The organism is Paenibacillus sp. FSL M7-0656 (assembly GCF_038003225.1).
Classification (GTDB): Bacteria; Bacillota; Bacilli; order Paenibacillales; family Paenibacillaceae; genus Paenibacillus; species Paenibacillus amylolyticus.
The window spans coordinates 2,693,446-2,719,409 of sequence record NZ_JBBOOT010000001.1; the positions used below are offsets into that span (position 1 = coordinate 2,693,446).

The 25,964-nt window shown below is 45.5% G+C and carries 23 protein-coding genes; 4 read left to right on the plus strand and 19 right to left on the minus strand.

Going from position 1 to position 25,964, the window contains the following annotated elements:
* From MHI01_RS12000 to ligD, 3 genes are all read left to right on the plus strand, one after another.
* Positions 1-1,113: a GerAB/ArcD/ProY family transporter gene (locus MHI01_RS12000; protein ID WP_340983198.1), complete on the plus strand. Its 1,113-nt coding sequence runs from the start codon at positions 1-3 to the stop codon at positions 1,111-1,113.
* Positions 1,114-1,148: 35 nt separating this feature from the next.
* Entirely contained in the window at positions 1,149-2,099 is a 951-nt protein-coding gene (locus MHI01_RS12005; protein ID WP_340983199.1) for an ATP-dependent DNA ligase, read from the plus strand.
* Between the two features lie 71 nt (positions 2,100-2,170).
* A complete protein-coding gene (ligD, locus tag MHI01_RS12010; RefSeq protein ID WP_340983200.1) occupies positions 2,171-3,061 on the plus strand; it encodes a non-homologous end-joining DNA ligase in 891 nt (296 codons plus the stop codon).
* Positions 3,062-3,116: 55 nt separating this feature from the next.
* Here the strand turns inward: ligD and MHI01_RS12015 are convergent, their stop codons facing one another.
* Together MHI01_RS12015 and cls are read right to left on the minus strand one after the other, a co-directional pair.
* Positions 3,117-4,028 (minus strand): YitT family protein, encoded by a 912-nt coding sequence (locus tag MHI01_RS12015; RefSeq protein WP_036668942.1) that lies wholly within the window; start codon positions 4,026-4,028, stop codon positions 3,117-3,119.
* A gap of 348 nt (positions 4,029-4,376) precedes the next feature.
* The gene (gene cls, locus MHI01_RS12020) at positions 4,377-5,816 is read right to left on the minus strand and encodes a cardiolipin synthase (RefSeq protein WP_036668941.1); all 1,440 of its coding nucleotides are present in this window, start codon (positions 5,814-5,816) and stop codon (positions 4,377-4,379) included.
* Between the two features lie 376 nt (positions 5,817-6,192).
* On the opposite strand from cls, the gene MHI01_RS12025 reads away from it, so the two are divergent.
* Positions 6,193-7,551 carry a hemolysin family protein gene (locus MHI01_RS12025; RefSeq protein ID WP_282319109.1) on the plus strand — a complete coding sequence of 453 codons (1,359 nt, stop codon included), beginning with the start codon at positions 6,193-6,195 and terminating at the stop codon, positions 7,549-7,551.
* Between the two features lie 118 nt (positions 7,552-7,669).
* Here MHI01_RS12025 and MHI01_RS12030 read toward each other — a convergent pair whose 3' ends face one another.
* From MHI01_RS12030 to MHI01_RS12110, 17 genes are all read right to left on the minus strand, one after another.
* Positions 7,670-9,259, minus strand: coding sequence for an alpha/beta hydrolase family protein (locus MHI01_RS12030; RefSeq protein ID WP_338707994.1), 1,590 nt, complete (start codon positions 9,257-9,259; stop codon positions 7,670-7,672).
* A 58-nt stretch (positions 9,260-9,317) separates the two neighbouring features.
* Positions 9,318-10,418, minus strand: a complete 1,101-nt coding sequence (locus MHI01_RS12035; RefSeq protein ID WP_340983201.1) for a DUF1648 domain-containing protein — start codon at positions 10,416-10,418, stop codon at positions 9,318-9,320.
* Positions 10,419-10,442: 24 nt separating this feature from the next.
* The gene (locus MHI01_RS12040) at positions 10,443-10,838 is read right to left on the minus strand and encodes a GntR family transcriptional regulator (protein WP_036611299.1); all 396 of its coding nucleotides are present in this window, start codon (positions 10,836-10,838) and stop codon (positions 10,443-10,445) included.
* A 214-nt stretch (positions 10,839-11,052) separates the two neighbouring features.
* Complete coding sequence (locus MHI01_RS12045) at positions 11,053-12,126, minus strand: AI-2E family transporter (RefSeq protein ID WP_340983202.1); 1,074 nt, start codon at positions 12,124-12,126, stop codon at positions 11,053-11,055.
* Between the two features lie 177 nt (positions 12,127-12,303).
* The gene (locus MHI01_RS12050) at positions 12,304-13,095 is read right to left on the minus strand and encodes an ABC transporter permease (protein WP_036611300.1); all 792 of its coding nucleotides are present in this window, start codon (positions 13,093-13,095) and stop codon (positions 12,304-12,306) included.
* Positions 13,088-13,996, minus strand: a complete 909-nt coding sequence (locus tag MHI01_RS12055; RefSeq protein ID WP_036668930.1) for an ABC transporter ATP-binding protein — start codon at positions 13,994-13,996, stop codon at positions 13,088-13,090. The genes MHI01_RS12050 and MHI01_RS12055 overlap by 8 nt, the downstream gene beginning before the upstream one ends.
* A gap of 32 nt (positions 13,997-14,028) precedes the next feature.
* Positions 14,029-14,235, minus strand: a complete 207-nt coding sequence (locus MHI01_RS12060; RefSeq protein WP_152683015.1) for a hypothetical protein — start codon at positions 14,233-14,235, stop codon at positions 14,029-14,031.
* Positions 14,236-14,531: 296 nt separating this feature from the next.
* On the minus strand, positions 14,532-15,053 hold the full coding sequence (locus MHI01_RS12065; RefSeq protein ID WP_340983203.1) for a hypothetical protein: 522 nt from the start codon (positions 15,051-15,053) through the stop codon (positions 14,532-14,534).
* A gap of 84 nt (positions 15,054-15,137) precedes the next feature.
* A complete protein-coding gene (locus MHI01_RS12070) occupies positions 15,138-15,722 on the minus strand; it encodes a VanZ family protein (protein ID WP_340983204.1) in 585 nt (194 codons plus the stop codon).
* A 10-nt stretch (positions 15,723-15,732) separates the two neighbouring features.
* Positions 15,733-17,892, minus strand: coding sequence for a WD40/YVTN/BNR-like repeat-containing protein (locus MHI01_RS12075; RefSeq protein ID WP_340983205.1), 2,160 nt, complete (start codon positions 17,890-17,892; stop codon positions 15,733-15,735).
* Positions 17,893-17,913: 21 nt separating this feature from the next.
* Entirely contained in the window at positions 17,914-18,834 is a 921-nt protein-coding gene (locus MHI01_RS12080) for an LCP family glycopolymer transferase (protein ID WP_036668922.1), read from the minus strand.
* A gap of 13 nt (positions 18,835-18,847) precedes the next feature.
* The gene (locus MHI01_RS12085; RefSeq protein ID WP_036611311.1) at positions 18,848-20,179 is read right to left on the minus strand and encodes a UDP-glucose dehydrogenase family protein; all 1,332 of its coding nucleotides are present in this window, start codon (positions 20,177-20,179) and stop codon (positions 18,848-18,850) included.
* Positions 20,180-20,211: 32 nt separating this feature from the next.
* Positions 20,212-21,594: a sugar phosphate nucleotidyltransferase gene (locus MHI01_RS12090; RefSeq protein WP_036668921.1), complete on the minus strand. Its 1,383-nt coding sequence runs from the start codon at positions 21,592-21,594 to the stop codon at positions 20,212-20,214.
* Complete coding sequence (locus tag MHI01_RS12095) at positions 21,591-22,619, minus strand: polysaccharide pyruvyl transferase family protein (RefSeq protein ID WP_315371068.1); 1,029 nt, start codon at positions 22,617-22,619, stop codon at positions 21,591-21,593. Before MHI01_RS12095 ends, MHI01_RS12090 begins: the two co-directional genes overlap by 4 nt.
* A complete protein-coding gene (locus MHI01_RS12100) occupies positions 22,606-23,982 on the minus strand; it encodes a lipopolysaccharide biosynthesis protein (protein WP_340983206.1) in 1,377 nt (458 codons plus the stop codon). Before MHI01_RS12100 ends, MHI01_RS12095 begins: the two co-directional genes overlap by 14 nt.
* 8 nt (positions 23,983-23,990) lie before the next feature.
* Entirely contained in the window at positions 23,991-24,893 is a 903-nt protein-coding gene (locus MHI01_RS12105) for a glycosyltransferase (protein WP_340983207.1), read from the minus strand.
* A gap of 46 nt (positions 24,894-24,939) precedes the next feature.
* Positions 24,940-25,962: a glycosyltransferase gene (locus tag MHI01_RS12110; RefSeq protein ID WP_076327306.1), complete on the minus strand. Its 1,023-nt coding sequence runs from the start codon at positions 25,960-25,962 to the stop codon at positions 24,940-24,942.
* Positions 25,963-25,964 lie beyond the last annotated feature (2 nt).

Below are 25,964 nucleotides of genomic sequence, written 5' to 3' on the forward strand. Positions count from 1 at the left end.
ATGATCGAAAAGGGACGTTTGACAGTTAGACAGCTCGCTTCACTCATGTTCCTGTGCACCATTGGGGAGCAGATTCTGGTCTTCCCTTCCATGATCACATCCTACGCTCATCAGGATGCCTGGTTATCAGCCTTATTGGGAGTCGCAGGGGGCTTGGGAATACTCTTCATTATGCTAGTTGCCTACAAACTGCATCCCCGGTTAAATCTGATTCAAAATGCTCTTCGAACACTGGGACCCTGGATCGGAACCTTGTTTGGCTCTTTTTATCTCTTTTATTTCCTGATCAGTACCTCAACGTTCATTAGGGAGATTGGCGATTTTATGTCTACTCAGATCTTGCCGGAATCTCCATTACTGATTCTGCATTTGGTTTTTATGTGTGCGCTTGTCTGGGGGCTTCTGTCGGGTCTGGAGAGCATTGGTAAAACTGCTGAGGTCTTTCTTCCTCTGATCGTGTTGTTTCTGCTTATTCTGACGGTGTGTCTAATCCCCCATGTACGTTTGGCCAACATCCAACCTGTGCTGGCACAAGGGTTTCTTGATCCATTCAAAGGTTTTGTTGCTGTACTCACCTATCCCTACTGTGAGCTATGCATCTTCATGATGTTTTTTCCCTACACTAAAAATGAACCCCATCTGAAGAAGGACATCCTGTTAGCAGGGATGATTGGCGGATTGTTACTCACACTGACGCTAAGTATGTGTCTGCTCGTCATGGGACCATGGATGACCCAGCATCACTGGTTCGCTTCATTCAACCTTTCACAGAAGATCAATATCGGAAACTTTATGCAACGCATCGAAGCTTTCATAGCATCGGTCTGGATTATTGCAGTTTTCTTCAAAGCCGCTCTGTTCTTCTACGGTTTTGTCCTGGGCCTCGCTCATCTGTTTCGCTTGTCCAGTCACCGTTCTCTGATCCTGCCGGGTGCCATGCTTATTCTCGCCATGTCTATTCTAATCTCTCCAAACGAGAACTTTTATCTCAAGGTCGTTATTCCCTATTGGATTGATTGGGATCTGACCTGTGGTATAGCACTTCCATTACTGCTCATTCTGGTGCATCATATGAAGTCCCGCTTCAAAAAATATAGTAAAATTCCCAATTAACCTGAGCTAATTGGTGTACGAGAGAGGAGTTCCCCATGTTCAAACCGCTGATTCCGTTCGAACCCATATCCAGAGATACTTTGCCCACAGGGCCGCAATGGATTGCCCAGGTCAAGTGGGATGGAGTCCGCATGCTTGCCTATGAGGATGGGCATGAGCTGCGCCTGGTGAATCGCAGATTACATGATCGAACCGCACAGTATCCCGAACTGGTAACACCACGCAATCTGTGTTCAGGCTCCTCCTATATCCTGGATGGAGAAGTTATTGCACTGGACCCGGATACCGGAAAACCTTCGTTTTATCACGTTCTGCGGCGGGATCGGATGAGCAGACCCGAAGGTATCGCCCAAGCCATACATCAGATTCCGGTCACATATATGGTATTTGATATCCTGTTCTATGAGGGGAAATGGGTGACGGATCAGCCTTTGGCAGATCGACAGCGCCTGTTGCACGAGGTGCTTAACACCGCTCCCCATGTTCAGGAGGTCACCAATACACTTGATGCCGCTTCCCTGCTTACGGTCATGAGACAACATCAGATGGAAGGCATTGTCTGCAAAGATCTCACCAGCAGTTATGGCATACAGGGCAAGGACCAGCGCTGGCAGAAGGTCAAAATCATGCATGACGTATATGCCATGATCGGGGGAGTCACGTACCGGAGCGGTATTGTGAATGCCGTCGCGGTCGGTGTATATGATGGGCCTGATTTTGTCTATATTGGTCATGTCGGGACTGGCAAATTGAACGCCAATACGTGGCGGGAACTCACACATCAAGTCGAGCCTCTGATCAGGCAGGACAGACCCTTCCATAATGTACCCGAGCGCAGTGCAGAGACCACCTGGGTGGAACCGCGCATAGGAGTCAAAGTGCAATATATGGAGCTGACTCATCATAACACTCTACGCCATCCCAGTATCCAGACCTTCGCAGATGTAACCCGCGAGGATTGCCTGGCGAACCAACTTCTTCCATGATGAAGAGTTCTCTGCACTCGTGTTTCGGCCCATGTTTCAATAATTCATTAAGCACATAGGAGGTGTTCCACATGGCCCCCAAGATCCAGGGAACCATCATAATAGAAGGCACAGAGCTGACGGTCACCAACCCGGACAAGCTCTTATGGCCGGATGCAGGTGTCACCAAAGCCATCTATCTGCAAAAGCTGGCCGCTCTGGCTCCTTATCTGCTCACGTATACGAGCAATCGACTTCTCACCACAATAAGGTATCCCCACGGCGCTGGAGGGACATTTTTCTATCAAAAGAATGCCCCTGAGCCTGTACCAGATTATGTGCGGACTGAAGTTCACGACGGCATCCGCTATGTAGTCATGAATGGACTTCCCGAATTGTTATGGCTTGGCAATCTGGCTGCACTTGAATTTCATCCTTCTCTGCATACTGTGGGAAGCCATCTGCCCAGTGAATGGATGATTGATCTGGACCCCTCTCAGGAACATGAACCCCGGATCATGCAAGCTGCACTCATCGTTGGCGAAACCCTGACTTCCCTTGGTCTGAGGTCCATTCCCAAAACTTCGGGCGCAACAGGAGTTCAAATCATCGTTCCCATTGTGCAGGGAGTAACCTTTGATGAATTGAGAGAGGTTGGTTATTTTGTAGGCAAATATGTCACTCAGAAGCACCCGGATCTGTTCACACTGGAACGACTCAAAAAGGACCGTGGAGACCGCATTTATTTTGACTATCTCCAGCATTATGGAGGCAAGACCCTTGCCGCTCCCTATACACCACGTGCCAAATCCGGCGCCACTGTCTCTACACCCCTTACTTGGGATGAGGTTAGAAGCAACGTCTCCATCCAGGATTACCATCTGATGAACATTATTGAACGCTTGAACCAAACCGGTGATTTAATCGCAGCTGTTGAACCCCAACCGGTAGAGCTCATTCTCAAACATTTGAAGAAAAAATAGCCGACTCCCTCATCACAAGGGTGTCGGCTATTATCATTCATGTATATATCAATCGCTAATGGATACCTTTTTTCTTGAAACGTCCGCCCTTCACGTCATGAATGTTACCGATAGCCACAAAGGCTTGCGGGTCCCAATCTTCAACGATGGTCTTCAGCTTCGCTTCTTCTAAACGGGTAATCACGACAAAAATGATCTTTTTCTCGTCCCCGCTGAATCCGCCCTCTCCATCCAGGAAAGTTACACCACGACCAAGACGGTCTGTCAGGGCTGAACCGATATCACGATATTTCTCACTAATGATCCATACCGATTTGGACTGGTCAAGTCCTTCATTCACAATATCAATCATCTTCATCGCAATATAATATGCAATCATGGAATACAGGGCATTCGGCCAGCCGAATACAAATCCTGCACCTGCGAAAATAAACACGTTAATGAACAATACGATCTGTCCTACAGACAAAGGTGACTTCTCACTAAGCAAGATCGCCACAATCTCCGTACCATCCAGTGAACCGCCAGACCGAATGACAAGTCCAACACCCACACCCAGGATCAATCCGCCAAATACAGCTCCGAGCAAAGGCTCCCCTGGTGTTAATGCAGGCACATGGTGCAATAATGATGTCCCGATGGACATGACCACGATCCCCAGCAGCGTGGATAACGCAAATGTTTTACCAATCTGCTTGTAACCCAGAATCAGGAAAGGCAAGTTAAGCAAGGTCAGGAACACTCCGAGTGGCAGATGTGTAAGTTCTGACACCATAATTGAAATCCCCGTAATCCCACCATCAATAACACCATTCGGTACGAGAAACACTTCAAGCGATACAGCCATTAGTGCAGCACCGATCAGAATCATCACAATACGTTGCAGCAGCTTTAATGTAAACACCGAGCTTTTGACCCCGCGGTCAGCTTGCTTGGCTGTTAGTTCTTTCACCGTTACATTGGACATGGTATCCCCCCCGTTAAATCAGTGTGTGAATCCATTTTATAAATCATTTAAATACTCAGGGTGAATCTACATATGGAGAACAGCAAACTGCGTTCTATATGTACCCTGGCTATACAGCGCAAGCATCTAAAGGCGATATAAAATGGATTCAAAATGTTATTCATCCCGGTTTGCACTTTCAAAAGAGAGCAAAAGGGAGCCTGTTTTCCCGCAGACTCCCCTCCTTCGCCAAGACATGATTTATATATCTATTATATCATAAAAGATCAAATTTGCGCAAAATACTTAGCAAAAAGAAGATAAATTCACAAAAAGTGAACTTATCTTCAGAAATCTGCCCTAAATCGGCTAAAGAAGCGGTGAAAGCATCCGAGAAAGCATTTCTGCGCCTTTTTGCCGTCGTGAACGCTTCTGAAATACCTCCCCATCGATCTGACTGCATTCCCCGAGATCACGTTCAAAGTCAGTGATCAAACGACGAATCGGAGAGGACTCGAACAGGACAGCCGTTAACTCAAAATTGCAAAAAAAACTGCGCATATCCATATTGGCCGTGCCTACCGTTGCAAGCAACTCATCCACAATCATCACTTTGGCATGTACAAAACCTTTGCGATATTGGAAAAACTCAACACCTGCTCGCAGAAGTTCCTCTACATATGAAAGGGATGCCAAATGAACAAGCTTTGAATCGGATTGATACGGAATGATAATTTTCACATCAACGCCACTGACAGCAGCTGTTTTGAGTGCCTCATACAGGGCAGGATCAGGAATAAAATAAGGTGTGGTAATATAAATCCGCTCACAGGCTACCGAAATGGCCCCAAAACACATTTCCTGAATGGCATCCCAGTCCTGATCCGGCCCACTGGCCAGAATCTGAATTCGTTCTTCCCCGCTACAGATATGTGGTGGAAATAATTCCGCAAGCTGGGGTTCGGTAATTCGCTCACCGGAAGCTAATTTCCAGTCGTTCAGGAACGTACTTTGTAGGAAGTACACGGCATCTCCCTCGATCTGCACATGTGTATCCCGCCAGAAACCCACCTCTGGATATTGTCCAAGGTAATCATCGCCTACATTAATGCCACCCACGAAGCCAACCTGTCCATCCACAACAACAATTTTACGGTGATTCCGGTAGTTGACTCTTCGGTCAATCGTTGCAATCAGTGGCGGTAGAAAATAATGAAACTCCACACCTGCATCTTGCAGTTTGCGGATAAAACTCCAGCTCATCTTGTGACTGCCGAGACCGTCACAAATAAACCGAACCTTCACGCCCTCCTGTGCCTTGCGAATCATGACATCCTGAAACTTCGTACTGATCACATCATCACGGAAAATGTAAAATTCCACATGCAGATGGTGCTTTGCTTTTTCCATTTCCCTCAGCATTGCCGCAAACGCCTCTTCACCATTTGTGAGCACCGTACTGTGGTTACAACCTGTAATCGGGCTCTCCGACAGATGGGATAACAGGTTAAACAATCGATGCTGGTGGCTGAAACGATCGCCAGGCATCTGTTCGACATCTCCAATGATGTGGGCTTGTTCCCAGATCGTTTCCTTCATTTCACGGAAGATGCGCGATCCACCCTTGCGGAGTTTTTTTCGTTTGTTATAGTCCTGCGCCACGAAATAGTACACCACAAAACCGATCAAAGGCACGCAGAACAAAATAAACAGCCAAGCCACAGCTTTAGCCGGATTACGAAATTCCAGTAAAAGAATTGTGGCTGCCTGGAAAATAAATACGAGTAATATAATGACCAGCCAGAACATTCGGCTTCCTCCTCAAGCGGCAAGCTTCATGACCTTGCCTTTCTCTCACCTACACATCTTTGACGATTATGTATACAGCTAATCATAGATACCCAATGTACCCCCTATTCGTAACGTTTACTTAGATAAAACTTTACATAAGCAGACGGAATACTTGATTCTGGAAATTCAAATTTCTACTTCGTTCATTGTATATTCTGACTGTGTTACCTTCTACATATCAGTTTAATGATGGAACAGATTCGCATTGTGACGCCAATCTGCTCATTCCACCTTCCAGACTCTTCCTCATTTCTTTGTCTGGAGGTGGTCTTCTTACGTAAAATTAGATATAATAATCGTTAAAAACTTATTACCTAAAGGAGAAGAGCAGTGAATGGAAAGTGAGAGGTATGCGTTAAATTTAGTATTGGTTGCTTTTTTGATAGGACTTTCGGCGTTTTTTGTCGCAGTGGAATTCGCTCTGGTACGGGTTCGTCCGAGCCGGATCGATCAAATGATTGCAGAAGGAAACAAGCGTGCGCTGGCTGTTAAACAAGCCGTTGCCAATCTGGACGGATATTTGTCTGCCTGCCAGCTTGGAATCACGATCACATCTCTGGGACTGGGCTGGCTGGGTGAACCAACGGTAGAGAAGATTCTCCACCCTGTGTTTGAAAGCTTGCAAATTCCTGAGGCGGTTTCTTCATTCTTATCGTTTGTAATCGCGTTTGCTTCCATCACGTATCTGCATGTTGTGGTTGGTGAACTCGCTCCAAAAACGATTGCAATCCGGAAAGCCGAGACTGTTGCACTGCTGACATCTACACCTATCATCTGGTTTAACCGAATTATGTATCCTTTTATCTGGCTGTTAAACGGCTCAGCGAACCAACTGGTGAAACTGTTCGGAATCAAACCTGCTTCTGAACATGAAGATGCACACTCCGAAGAAGAGTTGCAGATCATCATTAATGAAAGCTTTGAAAGTGGTAAAATCAACCAAGCCGAATTCGGTTATGTAAGCCGGATCTTTGCTTTTGATGAGATGTTAGCCAAAGAAATCATGGTACCCCGGACCGATATGGTCTGCCTTTATGTGAATAGAACAAACGAGGAAAACCTGGAGATCATTCGTGAAGAACAATATACACGTTTTCCAGTAGTGAATGAGAGTAAAGACGATATCATCGGTATCATTAATACGAAACAATTCTTCCTGGAACTTTACGGAAACGATGAACCTGTTGATCTATCCTCCCTGATTCAGCCTGTATCGGCTGTTCACGAAACAACTCCTGTGAAGGACTTGCTCAAGAAAATGCAGAAGGATGGCGTACATATCGCCGTACTTGTCGACGAATATGGAGGAACTTCCGGAATTGTAACCATCGAGGATGTGCTTGAGCAGATTGTTGGTGAGATTCGCGACGAGTTCGACGCAGACGAAGTGGAAGATATTCAAGTCATCAATGAGAACTATGTCATTATGGATGGCAAAGTTTCCTTATCAAAGGTGAACGACATGTTTATGTCCAGCCTGGATGCAGATGAGTGGGACACCATTGGTGGATGGCTCTACAGCCATCGTCCCGAGATGAACGAACAGGAAGAATATGAGTTCGAGAATCTAATCTTTGTTTTGCTGGAAAAAGACAAAAATCGGTTCTACAAAGTGGCCGTTGTTCCCAAGGAACCACTGACCATGTCTGACTACACCGAAGAAGACGAGAAAAGGCCTAATTTGGCTAAATAAAGCAAATTTGTAAAAAAAGAGCACTTGCCTACATCGGTAAGTGCTCTTCTTACTTATATCTCGCCCTATCCGTCACTTCTCCAAGTTATCATTCAACCCAAGAATGGAACTCCCATTTTTAGTTTGATTTTAATACCCACTTCGCAATATCATCGATAATGGCTTTGGAGACATTAGATGGCTCAGCGTACTCTTGACCGATCGAAAGTCCATCATAGCTGGATAAAAGATGATTTACCTTTGGATAGCTATTGTACGTTACATTGGAATGACCTTGGAGAGACGATTTCCAGGTTTGGAATTGATTCATAGACACTTGCACATCGTTTTCGCCTTGTATAACAAGCATAGGTGTATTTTGTGTTTTAGCCAGTTCCGCAGGCACATAATCTCTCTGCTCAAACCACCAATAAGCAGGTTGAAGTGGAAACGCCTCAGGAAGATGATCTACAGAATATTTTGGATCTTTAACCATCGCAGCCACATTTTTATAAAAATCAGCTTGCCCTTGAATGACATCCGTGTCTAAACCAAGCTGCTTCATCCGCTCTACTAATTCGTCCTGCTGCTCGGTAAGCACATCCGCAAAGCTACTACTTGGTGCAGCAAGTAGAATACTTCCTGCAATATCATGTTGTTTATCCTCAGCAATGATTAATGGCATTGCAAACCCGCCTTGACTATGTCCAGCTACAAAAATCGCTGTAGAATCAATATGTGCATTCTTTTTAAGCAATTCCAATGCATCGTTTACCTGATCTACGCTCTCTTGTTTTAATGTGAATTTAGGCTGTGAAGCCACCTTATAGGTATGCTCATACGTGACTTTATCGTATCTTAATACAGCAACTCCTTGTGAAGCTAAACCTACCGCAAGATCGCGAAACGGCTTTGCACCACCAATGGCAGCATCTTGATTGCTAGGCCCAGATCCGTGTACCAGAATGACAACCGGGAAAGGTCCCTCTCCCTTGGGCAAAGTTAATGTCCCTGGCAAAGCTAAATCACCCTGACCAACCGTAATGTCTTGTTCTGTATAGGTAGATGGGTCGTCGTAGCTTGGTTTTTGATACACATCTGGCGTAGCGGCGGCAATATGCAAATCATCCACAAGTCCGTTATGATTCATTCTGACCGTAATATTTAAACGAGTTAGCTCTGTTTTGAACGTATAGGTAACATTGCGATGCACTGTATTATTTTCTACATGCTTAGCTATGGCTTCACTTGTAATATTGCCATTTTGTCCTTCTAAAGCTCCCCATAGCTGACTCAACAACGTGGGTGACAACACTCCACTCACAGAGGTATGAACATACTTGGCAGCCTCCTTGCCATCGCCCTCACTAATAAGTGAAATGAATATATCCTCAGGTGCTGCCTTCAGCGTCTCGGAAAGAAATGCCCCATCCATATAGGTAGTTCCTTTCGTTAACTGAACAGGATTGTCTAAGGATATGGCTTGCCCATTCACCATCGCCTGTTTCTCTCCTACCTTAACTACAATCGTAAGCTCACTTTTTCGTATTGTGATTTCTCCTGTCTTTTGTTGCCAAGATACCTCTGCCCCATTCTTTTCTGCAATCTCACGAATAGGAACAAGATTTTCACTACCAGCGGATTTTTCAGCAGCTTCTGAGATGGATGTCACCGGAAGGATGAGACCTACGAAAGTAAGAGAAAGTAATAGCTTTTTCCAATTGTTCATTGTAATAACTCCTCCTAATAATTAATATCATCTATTATATGCATAGCATTATGAGCATTTATTGGCTCAGGACTATGCTTATAACAACAATAGCAATGATGAATAACAACAGGACCCAAGATAGTGGACGAGCGAAGTTAATTGTCCAGCCTATTCCATAACGCTTTTCTATGGTTAAAGAAGGATCATTGGCATTGAAGTAAATAAACCCAAGCTTCCAATAATCATCGTCATTCACAGGCTGCTCCTTAGATCGTTCATGATCCTCTTGTTGATTACGAATTTTCCCACCGCCTTGTCTGCCTGTGAGAGACAGCCATACAACACCTAACACGATCACCACAGGAGTGATGAAGCTAATAGCTGTTAACAAGACCAGATTAGGGACGAACATATTGATCTGAATGAAGGCAAATAAGATGGTAAGAAGTAAGCCTGTTACAAGCGTAAATAGGGACCATTTACGGCGGAATTGAATATTTTCAGTAGCAAATTGGCCCGGATTAGACGTAGTAAGCTGTTGTTTGCTTGATTTAATACTCCAGTTAACCAATATCATAAGTGCAATGATTCCTAGCTGCACAAGATTAATAGCCAGTACCGAGAGGTAAGTTTTAGGCACACTGGAAGTGACATGGCCCTGAAGATCATATTTTATTGGGATGACGTTAGGTAGTGCCTTATAATTCAGGATCGAAATAATCGCAATGGCTACAATAATAGCCATGTGAATGAGAAACCAATAGTTGGAATAGGTGAGTTTATTTTGGCGGAAGGTGGTATCGATTTTAACTCTTTGAGGTGCTTCTACAGTTGTAAGTGTTCCTTTTATCTTTTTCATCTTGAAATGAAATAAGATGTGTAGCGCTGCCCAGTACACAATAAATATCATTGTGCTAACACCGGTAATCATTGCGGTAGCATCTTCATTAGCAGATCGGAGAAAATACAGACAGACAAGTATAATCATCCCGTTTCCGATCAGACTTACTGTAGCAAACGTACTTCTTAGCTTACGTAAGATGGGTGTGTAATAATTATATTGACTTACCGTAACCCCAAAGCTAATGGTTTCCCTTGTCAGATATGGTGTAAAGGATAGAAGTAAGGCTAATGGAGCAAAGATTAAAATGATAGGTAATATACTAAATAGCTGCATACATAACACACTCCCTTGATTCCATTATTCTTTGTTGTGACCCATCTTCACATCATCATACATTTGGTCTAACACTGCAGATAATTCTTCTTTAGTCATTCCACGACAGATCGCTTCCGCAATAATCGGTCTTAATTCTCTTTGCTGCTTTTTCAAAAAATCATCCGTTAAACCAGGCATTCCATCAGGGTTCACTACAACTCCCTTTTGTCTATGAACCAGAATGTATCCATCTTGCTTGAGTAGTGTATAAGCCTTGTTGACGGTGTGAAGGTTAACACCGATATCTGCGGCCAAATTCCGAACCGAAGGTAACGCCTCACCTAGCTGTAACTCACCACTAGCAATACCTTCAATAATTTGATAAACAAGTTGCGAATAGATGGGAAGTTCGGATTGCATATCCAGTTGAATAATCAAGGGTTCACCTTCTTTTGTTGTCTGTTATATATCAAGTATAACAGGTATAACATGAGTGAGCAATATGTATGAAAAAAAGCCGCCTACCAATGGCGAGGGCAAACTTACCCGACCCTTCACCATTGATATGCGGCTTATCCTGTTGAGCTTATCGATGTGATTCAAGAACAAACATTAGTAGTGGCACATGACAGCGTTGTATTTCAAATTCCATTTAAGTTTCAGTCTTATCTTCGACAATCCGATAATGGATTTTGCGAACTATAATTTTCAGAATCATATATAGGGGAATCACGATGATCATACCCAAGATATTTCCCAGGTCAGCACCCACGAGCAAAAGGATAACGGTAGTCAGTGGATGAATATCGAGCTGTTTGCCATAGACATACGGTGAGATCAGGTTATCCTGAATTTGCTGTGCGATTACAATGATGACCAGTGACCAGATCGCCATCGAAGGTGATTCGATAAACGCAACAATGACAACCGGAATAGCTGCCAGCAAAGCACCCACATAAGGGATGAAGTTCAGAATAATGGATACAACCGTCAAGAGAAGTGCATATGGCAACCCAAGAAAGAGAAAACCGATGTACATCAGAATCCCCAAGGCTACATTAACAATAACCCGGCCAACAATATAGTTACTTAGTGCTTCATCAATCTCATGGACGGTTTCTTCCCCATCCTTCCGATAATGTCTTGGCAACAATAAGGTCAGATTCGTTCCAAACTTGCTGCCTTCCTTGAGCATGTAATACAACATGATCGGGAACGTTGCCAGAATAATAACCAGATTGGATACCACGGAGAATAACCCGGAGACATAATTGGTTACCTGAGTGATCCCTTGACTCAGAACATCGGATAATCGTGAGAATAGATTGGAATCATCAGGCAGGTATCTGGATACAACATTGCTCTTTTCAAGTGCATTCAACTGATCGCTGAGTGAAGTAACCAACGCTGGAGCATTCTCTAGGAAATTCATCAATTGTTCACGCAGGGAAGGCCATACAAGCACACTAAAACCTGCAAGTATTAGTGCAATTACGACATAAATAATCAGAACTGATAATGCACGTTTGATCTTATGCCTTTCCATATAATCGACAAGCGGGCGCAGCAGATAATAGAAGAAACCAGCAATCAGCAGCGGAATGATGATGATGTGAATCAGTGAGGTCAGGGGGCTGAAAATAAAGTTCACTTTTTCCCCCAGATACACGATGAGCAGCAGCAGAATAATCGCTGTACATATGCGGTAGAACTTGTTATTTATCAAGAAACGTGATCCCTCCATGCGCTGCTCTGCCAAAGTGACTGCGGCGTTCATATGTATATCTAGTCATTTACTTATGATACTAAGTACCCTTAAATGACAGTCATGCCACAGGCGATGCTGAATATACACTTATTTTCTTTCCAAAACAAACATTGGAGCAAAAAAAAGAAGCAGGCGTTAGCCTGCCACATCTCTTTTGCTGAATACAACCCAGGAAATCACCATGAAAATAACGTAATACACCGCCAGAACTGCAATGGAGAAACCCAGTGTCATTCCTGCACTTGGACCACCCATTAGCGCAAAATCTGCCCCGGAGGTCATGTATTTGCTAAGATCCATGTTGTTGAATAGAACATACTTGGCCCACTCATAACGGACCGGATTGAATATGAGTGAGAAGATACTCTGTGAGAACATAATGAACAGAGATAATCCAATCGCAAGTGCACCTGAACGAAATACGGAGGACACCATAAAGGCAATCGCAAGCGTAATGAACAGATCAACGTACAAATATCCCCATAACGTCAGAGCATTCGTAGCCGGACTACCGCTTCCTCCCGGAGCATCATGCGAGAAAAGGATATAAGACGTTAGCATGGCCATCGCGATGATCAGCAATGTACTGACAATACTGAAGCCAACGACGGTCAGATATTTGGAAGCAAGAACTTTGCTTCGTGACCATGGACGGATCAGCAACAGCTTAATGGTTCCCCAGGTAAATTCGCCCGCAACCGATTCCGCTGCAATCACGACACAAAAGATCGTGTTCAGGAAAAACGTAATCTGGATGGTCGTTACAGCCGCTTCCCAGTACAAAACTTCATTGGACCCCATGCCTTCTCGCAGTAACACTGGCATTAATAGCGAGATCAGCGCCAGAATCGATAACATGATCCAGGTACGGGGACGACGGAAAATTTTCATATTCTCGTTCAATATCAGATTACCAAAACTACCCAATGCCTCCACCCCCAGTGACTTGCAAAAATTGTTCTTCCAGGGTGTGAGTCACGTTACGAATACCGTATACCTGAAACCCTTCGCTAACTAGCTTGGCATTGATATCCGGAATCTGCTCACGAGACACTCGCACCACCAGGACATTGCCCTGTACGATAGCACCCTGAATCAGATCCGCAGCGCGGTCAGCATCATTCAGCTCAAAAGCAACTTCGATTAATGCATCCGAACCGGCTTCAGCCCGAAGGTTTCTTACATCAATCAACTTGCCGTTCTGGATGATGGCTACGGTATCACACATCAGCTCCATCTCCGACAATAAATGACTGGATACAAAGACCGTAATGCCTTCCTCTTGGGTGAGCTGACGCAAATAATCTCTCAGTTCCCGTATACCCTGTGGGTCCAAACCATTGGTCGGCTCATCCAGTACAAGCAGCTTCGGTTTATGTAATATCGCTTGCGCGACCCCCAGACGCTGGCGCATGCCAAGTGAATAGGTTTTGACCTTATCGTGAATACGGGCTGTGAGCCCCACACGCTCAATTGTTTCCGCAATACGTTCCTTCGTAACTCCCGGCGACATGCGGGCAAAGTGAACGAGATTTTGGTACCCGGTCAGAAACTTGTACATTTCCGGATTTTCCACAATAGCTCCTACCTGGGCTACCGCCTGCTCAAATTCATTTTTCACACTGTGTCCCGAGATGAAAATATCACCTTTACTGATGGACATCAGTCCAACCATCATTCGAATCGTCGTTGTTTTTCCCGCGCCATTAGGTCCTAAAAAACCAAAAACCTGCCCCGGAGAAATATCCAGAGTCAGGTCGCTGACCAATGATCGGGAGGATATGATCTTGCTGACGCCCTGAATCCGGACGACCGGCTCCTGCTGCATTCAATCCCCTCCTTCATGGACGAGCACATCATTCATGCCCGTTTCTCATATGCACATAGTGTATCATAATCTTTAGTATATTGTCCCGCAAACTGGGATTTCCCCTGACGTTTCGCTTCAACTACACACGCTTCACAGCATCCAAGCGGCATTTCACTCCGGTAGAATCCGGTGCGAAATACGTGATTGCCTCCATTGCCCTCTTCCTTCATTTCGACAGAGCTTCTAGTGACCGACACAATCATCCCACAACTGACACAGTAAAAGCGGCCCGTTTCGATCAATGATATTCCTTCCCCTCACAAGGAGCTTAGAAGTCCTTGTTATTTGTCGTTAGACGCTGAAAATTGATACATTTTGTATCTATCTCGTAATTTACTTGACACCGTGACTAATGTCAAGGCTTTAAAGCTATAAAAACAAGCAAAACACAAAAAAAGCTCCAAAAATGCGACAAAAGTCTCGCATTTATGGAGCCTCATGTTAGGTAAATGATACAATTCGGTTCAATGTATGGGTTAATACTATTTCCTGATCAGTCACTATTGTCGACCTGCGGGGTATCCTCGTTTTTCTGATTTGGATAATACCAAAGTAAGGTCCACTCATCGCCATCCTCTACCAGATAACAGGTCTGCACAATATCGAATTGGCCAAAGGTACCTGAGTACTTCTGGGTGACCCGGATTCTGTAGGCTTCAGAAAATGGCTTAACGCCATCGATCACGGTTACATCGAACTCGCGCTCCGGCTTTTCCATCTCCAGCTCAAACGTTTCCACGCCAAAGTGCTGCATAAATATATGTGCTCTGTTCTGTACGTAAGCACTCTTGGGAAACCGCTCTTTCATCAGGGGATTAAAGAGTTCCCATGAACTGCCAAAGTCACCCGTCTGCTCATATTTGTAAAACTCTTCGGCAACAGCAGCAGCTTCATCCGATGTATCTGCCTGAAACAGATACGGAATGGTTCTGGCAATCAACCACAGCAATAATACAATGATCGCGATGAAGCCGATCTTTTTGAGCAAAGCATTCCGGTTCCTTCTTCGCAGCATGTCCAGTCCTCCTTGTCCTACTCCATACTTATGATGGATAGCAGACAAGTAGAAGTTGAACGATACATCTAATTTCCTGGGAAATCACTCGCTGTGAATGGAAGTACGCTTTCCCTTTCTGATCCTTCGGATCATTGACTGAAGTCCTGCATATATGGCAATCCCACAGCATCCGCCGAGCAAGTCTACTCCAACATCACGTATCGAGCTTGTCCGGTCCGGGCTGAACTGCTGAATATACTCATCAATGGAGGCTATAACAAACACTACAACCAGAGCAGAAACGATACTGGTCACAAGGGATGTTCTTCTGTACCGCAGCCCGCCGTACACAAGCACGGCGAGCACAGCGTATACAAATAAGTGAGCACTCTTGCGAAAGACGAACTCTGCAAAATCATACGGCCGCTGCTTCAGCGAATACTCATACTCCCCGTAAGTGAATTGCACATCAGGAAGTGTAAAACCGATGTGCAATTTTTGAGACCATTTATGAAGCCAAGGCTGAATGTCTTGCTGTTGAGAGGATTGCGTGGACATGGACCAGATAACCAGAATCCAGATCACAATCAACAGCAGAGCAATGAGAAATCCGTATGTTCTTCGTACATGCTTTTGTCTCGTGCGCCCGGAGCCCTCCTCCATCATTTTAATCTTCACCACTTTCATATCTCTCTCGTTATTCTATTGATCCAACATACATGCCTCTGCCATTTGTACCTACATATACCTGACCATAGATTTGACGGTCTGCCGCCATAATTTGCGGTTCATTGCCCAGCCCGATTCCATTACCTAAAGGACCTATATTGTTCCAGGTTACCCCCATATCATCGGAACGGAAGAATCCATTCACGTTATTTACGTTGCCATATACATAGACAGCCGGAACCAATCTGCCGGGCTGAGCTTTACCAAAGGCAAATAATTTGGAATTCTGCACACCCTGGATCTTGGAAAATGTATTTCCCGAGTTCGTTGATGCATATAATCCATCGGTTCCCAGACTCACCCATACATTATTCGCCACGCCAGGTGCAGCCTCGACTTTAATGAAGCTTGTATTGATATCCGTATTAATCGGAAGGCGAACCGTATTCGCTTTGGACCAGTTGGCACCTGCATCCGTAGACCGATACAGATAACCAGCAGCATACATATAAAATTTATATCCATTGATGCGATCCGCAGCCAGTGGATGATTATAGGCAAAGACCATATTCCCCCCGATGGCCTGAAAAGGGGCACCATTCATATTTTGCCATGTTGCACCACGATTCGTGCTTCTGACCGGATTACCGGTCTGGGGGTAATAAACAATTACATTTGGATTAATGGCTGAATAGGCGACCCTCCCCAGTTTGGAGCCAGCCGGAACATTCATTGGAGTTACTGTAACTCCGTTATTGGAAGAGACAAATAAACGTGTGGTGGTACCATACCAGTCACTGCTTCCCAGAAATATCATGTAATTCGGATTTGCCTCGTGATAGTCAATACTCACAATTTCTCGCATACCTGCGAGCGGGATTTTGTTAAGAGGAACATCGGTTACATTTTCATGTCTAAATCCGACTTGATCCGTTAAACCACTAAAAAATGAAACACCCTGAGGTGGTGTGGATGCCGTGAGTGCGACGACTTCTTCATGACCATCGGTAATGGCTTCCCAAGTACTCGCTGTATTACCAGTCAATCCAGTGGTACCATTGATATTTTCCGTCTTGTACACGCCAAACCAGTCTGTAGCGTATACGGTGCCCGGATTATGCGGATCAAACTTGATACTGGATGTGGCTGAGAAAAACATGTTGGGTGTCCACCAGGACGGTTTGGATACCAGCGTTTTGCTCACTGTTGTCCAACTCTGTCCGCCATTAACGGAACGATACAGTGGCAGATTATCTCCGCCTGTTCGAACGGCTGCCAGGATGTGATTATCATTATTGGGATCAATCGTGATTCCATAATAAGATGAGTAACTGGAGCTGGGTGTTATATTCGTCCACTGCACACCATTGAACTTGTAGACCCCCTGATTATCCGTGGTCACATACAACGTCCCGTTCTTCGCCACAGTCATACGTGCAGGATATTCGGGACTTCTCCCGGTAAGTTGCCAAGTGGTCTGCCCATTGCTTCTTGGTGCTTTGCTGTACACACCAATGCCGCGAACCCCCGCATACACAACTTGACCTTGCTTCGTCACGGGATTCAATCCATAAGCTACACTCCGAATTCCCTCACCGGACAGTCCGCTAGGTACATCCCATACCTTGCTCCATGTGGCTGCACCATCACTGGAAGTGTACAATCCATCATATCGTGTACCCACATGCAGGTAATTGGAGTTCGTGGGATTAACCGCGATGCTCTCTCCCATGGCTCGATGGATATTTCCATTTGATTCATTCCGAAGATTAAGTCCGGTTCGAGTCCAGGTCTCTCCCCGATCTGTGGATTTCAGAATATCACTCGGCCCCACGTTCCCGTACTTCCCAGCAGCGATATACACGACATTAGGGTTTTGCTGATCCAGCGCAATTCCATCCACGCCGTACAGATTGCTGTCCTCATCTCCAAAATGATCCAGTAGTGGAACCCAATCTCCTGAAGCTGTATCCAACCGATATACTCCTCCAACGTCAGTTCGAGCGTAAACCAGATCAGGCTCAGTCGGATGAATAACCACCCCTGTAACGTACCCCCCACCACCAATAGGTATATTATTCCATTGATAGTTTTGAGCTGATTGAACATAATTTGTACTTGCCGGTATCATGAGCATATACATTAGTAGCACAATCAGGGACAATTTCATTAGCCTGGAGATACGCATCTGGTTCACCGCCCTATCCGATCATTTTGAATGTTCTTCAATCATCTGATGTATCCTGTCTCGTTCCGATTGTTCCACGATATAGTAATACACTCCGTCTATTTTCTTGCCCGTGCCTTTAATCTCAACGGATTCAATATGATCCAGTACCGAACGATAATTGGAGAACATCTGCTTCATCTCATCAAAGGTAACGTCGGTTCTGACGTGAGCACTGACTTCGTCCAGCAACGTCTCCAGTTGCAACACGTTGGATACCTGAACCGTATTCTTCAGCACTTGTTTGATGATCTCCCGCTGGCGGTCATTCCGCCCGAGATCTCCCTTCGGATCATCATAACGCATCCGCGAAAATCCCAAAGCAGCTTCACCATCCAGATGAATATTCCCTTGCTCGAACCGGTAACCCTCATAGTCAAATGCAAACGGGTTATTCACATCCACTCCACCCACCATGTCGATGACTTGTGCAAAGCCCTCCATATTCACTTTCATGTAGTAATGTATGGGAACGTTGAGCAATTGTTCCACGGTCTGCACAGACATGTTAACGCCCCCAAAAGCATAGGCATGGTTGATCTTATCCTCCGTGCCGTGACCAACAATATTCGTTCTGGTATCTCGGGGAATGTTAAACATAAGTGCGGATTTTTTCGCAGGATTAACACTTAATACAATCATGGTGTCGGAGCGCCCCCGATCATTGGAACGTTCATCCACACCCAGAATCAAAGCATTAAAAGGTTCTTCATTCTCCATGTCCACAGGGAAATCTCCCCCACCCCGCTGGTCTACAATAGATACCTGCTTGATGGGTTCCCGGGGTTCATACATTTGATCCGCCGCTGATTTAACATGCGAATACAGATACACAGAATATCCAATCATGACAACTGCAACAAGGGAAATGGCACCTAATGTTATTTTGATCCCGCGTCTCATGTTATGGCCTCCGTCAGATGACTGCCGTTTTTCTTCCATCGATATTGGTTAGACCTGGACGACCAACGGAGTAGTATTGAAAGGACGTATCTTTAATCTGATCTTCTCCGTAGATGTTTCTTCCATCAATCAGGATGGGTTGATTCATATGCGCTGCCAAATCAGTCAGATTAACCTCCATGAACTCTTTCCATTCCGTCAGAACACAGAGTGCATCAGCACCTTCCGCCGCTTTCATGGCACGCTCTTCCCACGTAATGGATGGGGAATCCACCTCTTTGCGGAAGTTCTCGGTAGCGATGGGGTCATATGCCCGAATCACCGCTCCCTGCTCAAGCAAACGTTGAATGATCTCAATCGCCGGAGCATCACGAACGTCATCGGTATCTGGTTTGAAAGCAAGCCCCCAGATGGCAATCTCCTTCCCTTCGAGTGAGCCTAGTGCATCTTCCAGTTTACGAATGATGTTGAAGCGTTGATCTTTGTTCACTTCCACCACGGACTTCAGCAGTTTGAAGTCATAATCCACATTACCTGCAATTTGAATCAGAGCTTGTGTATCCTTAGGGAAACAGGAACCTCCGTAACCAATGCCTGCCTTGAGAAAGGAGGCACCGATTCGTCTGTCATAGCCCATGCCTTCGGCAACGCGACTGACATCTGCTCCTACTTTTTCACAGATGTTAGAGATTTCGTTGATAAATGAGATCTTGGTTGCCAGGAAAGCGTTGGATGCATATTTAATCATTTCGGCCGAGCGAATATCCGTAACAATAATCTGATCGGTTAATGGCTGATGCAGCTCTTTCAACGTGGCGACTGCCCGCTCACTATGTGTCCCAATGACTATCCGGTCAGGATAGAGCGTATCCTGGACAGCGGTACCTTCTCGCAGGAACTCCGGTACCGATGCCATGTCGAATGGATGATTCGTCAAACTGCTGATCCATTCCTGAATACGATCGTTAGTTCCGACAGGAACAGTGCTTTTAGTCATTATTATTTTATAATTATCCATATAAGAACCTATTTCTCGCGCGACAAGCTCAATAAAGCTCAGATTTGCTTCGCCATTAGGCAGGGATGGCGTACCCACTGCGATAATGATGATATCCGAACGACTGATAGCATCCTGAATATTGGTGGTGAAGGACAGCCTTCCTGCTTTCATATTGGCATTCATGATATCCTTCAGACCCGGTTCATAGATCGGAACATGACCGTCCATTAACATATTCACTTTTTCCACATTGTTGTCGACACAGATCACGTTATTTCCCAGTTCCGAAAAACATACGCCCGATACCAAACCCACATACCCTGTGCCAATCACCGTAATATTCATTCCATAATCTCCCCCATGTTCTAATGTGTTGGTTACGCGTGCTTCACATATGTCTGAACAATGTCCTGCCATTCGGTAGACACTCTAACGATATCTTCCTCAATCAGCTGACTGCCGATCTGTACCTCAATGATCTCCAGTTCCGTAACGGCTCTGACGGAATGAAGCATACTCCGGTCAATGATCACCGTATCTCCTTGCCCGATCATTCGGCTCTGCCCATTCAGAATCAATTCCCCAGTTCCCGATACAACCGTCCATACCTCATTGCGAAGCAAATGGTATTGATAACTCAGGTTTTTCCCGGCACTGATGCAGATGCGTTTGGTGAGAACCTCGCCGCCAGCTTCGTTTCTTGTGTAATCCAGAACCCGGTAGCAACCCCACCTGCGCTCCTCATACATAGGGCGTTGATCCTCGTTCTTCAAGATTTCCTTGATCCGTGGGCTGGCTTCTTTGTCACTGACCAGAATGCCATCCGGACTCACGGCGACCACCACATCCGACAAGCCCAATATGGCAACCGGAATGTTCAATTCATTGACCAGGTGCGTATTCAAGGAATCTCCCGTAATCCACCCTTTTCCTACAACCGAGCTTCCCATCTCTTCCGTGAGTGTGTTCCACGTGCCTAGATCTTTCCAGAAGCCGTTATACGGAATAGCAATAATCTGATTGGCTCTCTCGACAACCTGGTAATCAAAACTGATCTTGTTCAATCTTCCGTATTGCTTCAGCATTTCGTCATACTGGATCGGCAGTTCCATCTCAATGAGAAGATTAATCAAATAACCCAGCTTAAAAGCAAAAACCCCGCAATTCCATAATGCGGCCTGCTCAATCATGAGGACCGCATCGGATTCGCAGGGTTTCTCCTGGAACTTCGCTACATTCACGTATTCATTGTTATTTTCACTGGAAGATTGGGATTGCGGAATGATGTATCCGTACTTCTCTGACGGGTGCGTCGGCACAACTCCCATCAAGGCCAGATCAGCACCAGACTTATCAAGCATCTCCGGTAAGGTTGCCAGCACTTCGAAGAATTCTTTTTCAACAAAGGGATCTACAGGCAACACCGCAATCGTCTCATTCAGACTCACACTCTCTACGGAATACAGATAGGAGGCTGCCAGCGCAATCGCAGGAAACGTATCTCTGCGCTCAGGCTCCACAACCAGTCTCACATCGTCTCCCAGCTGAGAAGTCAGAATCTCCACCTGTGGCAAACTGGTCGCAATAAGTGCCTCTGATGCAAGTCCGGCATGATTCAGCTGTCGCCATACCCGCTGTACCATGGATTCCGGATTTCCCTCTGGCCCATGAAGAACTTTAAGAAATTGCTTGGATCTGGAATCGTTGGATAACGGCCAGAGACGCTTGCCAGAACCACCGGATAACAGAATACTTCTCATAGGGCTGCACCATCCGATAACACAACCGTACTTGCTCCCTTGCCGGTCTCGGTTGGTTTGTTATATGTGCTGGTCTGATTGGATTCCAGTCTGCCTGCCGGATTGCTCTTGGTCCAAGCTGCATAATAATTCGAGTTCTTGCCGTATGAATTATCCAGCAGGATGTTCGGTTGATCCAGGAGACAGGCCAGAATATGTCCATGCAGACGGGATGTCGTGATGGTTTGGTATTGATTGAATTCCTTAATGGCCGTATGTACCATCCGATCAGAGTATTTGTACCACAACCAGCGGGCGAAAGAGCTGCCTTTCCCTGACTTTAACCGGGATGTAATCATCCGAATGATCTTCCGGTCTACCCGGTTGTACAATGTCTCCCAGTCTTTAAACGTGGCCTTAGATCCACTGACGGATTCGTAATGCACCTGATTCTGAGTTTTCTCAATGTCTTTCCGGAAGAAATACAACATCTCTGCAGTAGGCTTGCTCTTGGACTTAAGAGGCCATAACTGATGCGCCATATCCGGAGATAGATACACATTGGTTTGTTGAAATTCTTTACTGGCTATCTCATAAGATAAGGTGTCCCGGACAAAAAAGTGCACATCCTTATGACGATTGAATACTTGGGCTGTCTTCTTCAATTCAATATCACTCTTGTAAAACATCGTCTGTGGCAGAATGACAATCCGGTGATTCGGATGTTGTGCAATCATTCGTTCTCTCAATTTCTGATGGGCAGGGTACAGATCACCAAAGTTACCTCCCCCGTGCAACACGATCGTTATACCTTCCGGAACCTTGAGGGACAAAGGGCAATCCAGAATGCTGTATCTGGCACGTACTTGAATATCATTGTCCCGGAAGAAAGCCTCAGTACCTTTCATAATCAACAAGTCGCCACCATTGCTATGCACCGGGTAATCCAAATAATAGATTTCGGTACGCGGTGGAATGACCTTCAAAATCTGACGTAAATGTCCCTTCAACTCTTCCATTGGATGAATATTGTTAGTGCCCAGCATCTCCATCTCCTCCTTGGGTGACTCTTCTTCTTTTTTTGTTTAACCGTTCATAGAGAAACGGTATATCTTCCTTGTCATAGAACATGGCGGCAAACTTCACCTTAAATACAATCTTCATCGCGGCCACAGTAACCACCATTCGTACAATGGACCCGATCAATAAGGCAATCGCAATTCCGTTGAGCCCCCACAGCGGGGTGAATACAAAGAACAAAGCCACCGTCACCGAGAGCGCAATGAGCTGTCTGATCATCACAAGCCCTGGCCGACCAAGTGCATTAAATGCGGATGCCAGAATCCAGGAGCCACCACCAATAATGCATTCCACAGCCAAAATATAAAATGCTACGCTCGCCTCCAAAAATTCGGAGCCAAACAGAAGACCCATCAGGTAGTTCCCCACAAACATGGTGGGTATTACAATGATCATCATGACCATGAGCGAGATGCGGAAGGCTCTGCCAACTGTTCGAATAATCTGCTCTTGGGGCAATCCAGTCACTTTTGGGAAAACAACATTGCTAATCGCCGTCTGAACTGCGTTATAGATTCGGGATAACGCAAATACGACGGAATACAGTCCAAAATCACGCGGGGTGAGCAAAGCCAAAATAATGATTTTATCAAACTGGGTATACAGCGTTCCTAACAATTCAACACCATACACCTTGCTGCCATAACCAAAAAGCTTCTTCGCCGAACTCTGGTCCACCCGATCCTTGAACCATCTCAGTCTCAATTCATTACGGTTGGCATAGATAGCCCACGCCACCACGGAGAAGCTGGTTACAAAATAGATCGCAGCTGCGAGCTGAATGCTCAGCATGCCCAGGCCCCATAACACAAAAAGCCCGCCTACATTAAACAGGGGGATCATTAACCGGATACCATTATATACAGCGAATTTCTCCCGACTCTGTGAGAGCGCTGATATGAGATTGATGACAATAAGTACCGGAACGGTAGCAATCGTATACCATCTGGATATCTGCACGACCTCCGGCGGAAAGCTGGAGAGCCAGAATGGTAATCCAAACCAGGCCACAATACCAATGATGATGCACACCGGAACTTGAAAAAGAAAGCTTAACCGAACATACTGCGCACTCTTCTCGGTTACGCTCTGTTTGATGTTATAAATGATAGAAGTGGGTAGTCCAAATCCGACCAATCCGGTTAGTAGCGCCGGCCAGAACAGGATGGCCGAGAATGCGCCCTTTCCCTCTACCCCGAACATGCGTGACGTCAAAATGGAAGACAACATCGTCAGTGTCATGACCAGCAGATTGGTTCCACTTGTCTGAAATATGGCACTCATTAAGCCGTTTCCTCTTAATACTTTGCGAAGTGCAACTTGCGCCATAGCGATCCTCATCCCTTACTGTTTTGACGAAGCGACCCAACAATCATGCCGTTTCGGTAACATACTTTGGCAAGCTGACGTGTGAACCGATCTGCATTATAAATGTAGATCAGCGAGGTTGTGATCCCCTGTGCAAGCTTGATGCCATGTTTGGCCGTACGCACAACACCACGATCCTGATCCCGAATGGCATCACTCACACCTTGCCAATAGATTCGGCGCAGAAACCAGTTCTTTGTCGTTCGCTCTTTGGCTACTTTATGTTGTACCGCGCCATACGGCGTGTAATATACCTTGAACTTTGTCCGTATTCTTGCAATCAACTCACTCTCTTCACTGGAGAGGAGATTGTTACCCACTCTTCCAAGATCTTCACGGAAGGGAGCCAGTTGATCAAAGACAGATAAACGAAAAGCCACATTGGCACCAAATGGAATATAGGGACTTTTCATTTCAGTGACTTCATCTGCAAAATCCAGAATGGTGAACAGCGACCTGTTCTCCGGTGGAATCCACATTGGCTCAGGCACTTCCCAGATCGGATCAATCTTGCCACCGACACAGCCGATATTTTCATTCATCTCAAACACACTAACGATCTGGCGAATCCAATCCCTGCAAGCAAAGGCATCATCGTCAAGGAACAGGATATACTCGCCAAGTGCCTCGTGAATGGCCCGGTTACGGGCGACAGACAAGCCTTGCTTTTCTTCCAACACATAACGGATCGAATGGTTCTCATGTTGCAAGATGGTTTGAAGCACGACTTCCCGTGTGTTGTCTTTTGAATTGTTATCAATGAGTATGATCTCATAGTCGCTGCTTGCGTAATTCTGTTGTATTGCACTTCGTATGGCCTCTACCGCATCCTGTGCACGGTTATACGTACAGATCGCGACGGTTACTTTCATCATTTCATCCCCATATTTTTCAATTAGGTCCACCCGTTCATCTGCACTAACTGGAGTACAGGGTAAGTGTCCTTTGGGCAATCACTGGCCAATCCAGCCGCTCCAACGCTTTGACAAAACCACTGCCTTCCTGAAACTCCGATTGTTTTAACCGGATCATATTCATTGCCTTGAGCAATCCATCCGGATCCGAAGGTTCGTAGAGTACCGCACAATCTTCGGGCAGATATTCCTCCAACAAGCCAATCCGTGGTGCCACCACAGGTTTACAGAAGGTCAATGCCAGAATCGCACTGCCTGAAGTGGCAATTTGCTTGTATGGAAGAATGATCGAATCAACTGCATCAAAATAATCCGAATATTCATCATCTTCGATGAAATGAAAATGAGTATGAATATGTCCACTCTTGAGAAATTCATCTCCAAGGTCATAATCCTTTACCTTTTTACCGGCAATCAACAGATGGGCTTGTTCGGAATCCAGATCCTTGAATGCCTCCAGCAAATCATCCACGCCCTTGTACGGCGACACCTGACCGAAGAACGCATACACATAACTATCCTCCGGGATGCCAAACCGGGAGCGGATATTCACGCCTTTACCCTGATACACTCCCTTGTAATGTCCATGCGGAATAACCTCGATCCGGCTGGAATCAATCCCAAACGTCGAACAGATCTCAGAGATCAAGGGTTTGCCCATGACAATCAGCTTGGAGCAATTTTGGACCAGTATTTTTCTCATCCAATAATCAAACCGCGTCTTGCCGCTGTTGTGTGGCCAGATGTTGTGCACCGTCCAGAACAATTTAGCCCCTCGCAAGCGTGCAAAACAAATCATCAATACATACAGAATGGACTTGATCACTGTTATCAGCACGGAAGAACCTCTGTAATAGAAGCTGGGCCAATGAAAATGCAGCACATCATTTTTTTTCAGTTTGATTAGATCTCTTTTGGTAAACTGTTTCACTTCCCATCCCTTGTTCTCAATGGAATCGGATAACAGCTCATTGAATTTATTGTTCTCAATCATCTTGGGCAGCATATACACCGTCGGATTTTCCATCC

What these genes read in the sequence shown, in the direction of transcription:
- MHI01_RS12075 (WP_340983205.1), bottom strand. Translation starts at nt 17,892, where the DNA reads ATGCGTATCTCCAGGCTAATGAAATTGTCCCTGATTGTGCTACTAATG.
- MHI01_RS12065 (WP_340983203.1), bottom strand. Translation starts at nt 15,053, where the DNA reads ATGCTGCGAAGAAGGAACCGGAATGCTTTGCTCAAAAAGATCGGCTTC.
- MHI01_RS12110 (WP_076327306.1), bottom strand. Translation starts at nt 25,962, where the DNA reads ATGGAAAATCCGACGGTGTATATGCTGCCCAAGATGATTGAGAACAAT.
- MHI01_RS12055 (WP_036668930.1), bottom strand. Translation starts at nt 13,996, where the DNA reads ATGCAGCAGGAGCCGGTCGTCCGGATTCAGGGCGTCAGCAAGATCATA.
- MHI01_RS12015 (WP_036668942.1), bottom strand. Translation starts at nt 4,028, where the DNA reads ATGTCCAATGTAACGGTGAAAGAACTAACAGCCAAGCAAGCTGACCGC.
- MHI01_RS12025 (WP_282319109.1), top strand. Translation starts at nt 6,193, where the DNA reads ATGGAAAGTGAGAGGTATGCGTTAAATTTAGTATTGGTTGCTTTTTTG.
- MHI01_RS12000 (WP_340983198.1), top strand. Translation starts at nt 1, where the DNA reads ATGATCGAAAAGGGACGTTTGACAGTTAGACAGCTCGCTTCACTCATG.
- MHI01_RS12105 (WP_340983207.1), bottom strand. Translation starts at nt 24,893, where the DNA reads ATGAAAGTAACCGTCGCGATCTGTACGTATAACCGTGCACAGGATGCG.
- MHI01_RS12035 (WP_340983201.1), bottom strand. Translation starts at nt 10,418, where the DNA reads ATGCAGCTATTTAGTATATTACCTATCATTTTAATCTTTGCTCCATTA.
- MHI01_RS12070 (WP_340983204.1), bottom strand. Translation starts at nt 15,722, where the DNA reads ATGAAAGTGGTGAAGATTAAAATGATGGAGGAGGGCTCCGGGCGCACG.
- ligD (WP_340983200.1), top strand. Translation starts at nt 2,171, where the DNA reads ATGGCCCCCAAGATCCAGGGAACCATCATAATAGAAGGCACAGAGCTG.
- MHI01_RS12030 (WP_338707994.1), bottom strand. Translation starts at nt 9,259, where the DNA reads ATGAACAATTGGAAAAAGCTATTACTTTCTCTTACTTTCGTAGGTCTC.
- MHI01_RS12005 (WP_340983199.1), top strand. Translation starts at nt 1,149, where the DNA reads ATGTTCAAACCGCTGATTCCGTTCGAACCCATATCCAGAGATACTTTG.
- MHI01_RS12080 (WP_036668922.1), bottom strand. Translation starts at nt 18,834, where the DNA reads ATGAGACGCGGGATCAAAATAACATTAGGTGCCATTTCCCTTGTTGCA.
- MHI01_RS12095 (WP_315371068.1), bottom strand. Translation starts at nt 22,619, where the DNA reads ATGCTGGGCACTAACAATATTCATCCAATGGAAGAGTTGAAGGGACAT.
- MHI01_RS12090 (WP_036668921.1), bottom strand. Translation starts at nt 21,594, where the DNA reads ATGAGAAGTATTCTGTTATCCGGTGGTTCTGGCAAGCGTCTCTGGCCG.
- MHI01_RS12085 (WP_036611311.1), bottom strand. Translation starts at nt 20,179, where the DNA reads ATGAATATTACGGTGATTGGCACAGGGTATGTGGGTTTGGTATCGGGC.
- MHI01_RS12100 (WP_340983206.1), bottom strand. Translation starts at nt 23,982, where the DNA reads ATGGCGCAAGTTGCACTTCGCAAAGTATTAAGAGGAAACGGCTTAATG.
- cls (WP_036668941.1), bottom strand. Translation starts at nt 5,816, where the DNA reads ATGTTCTGGCTGGTCATTATATTACTCGTATTTATTTTCCAGGCAGCC.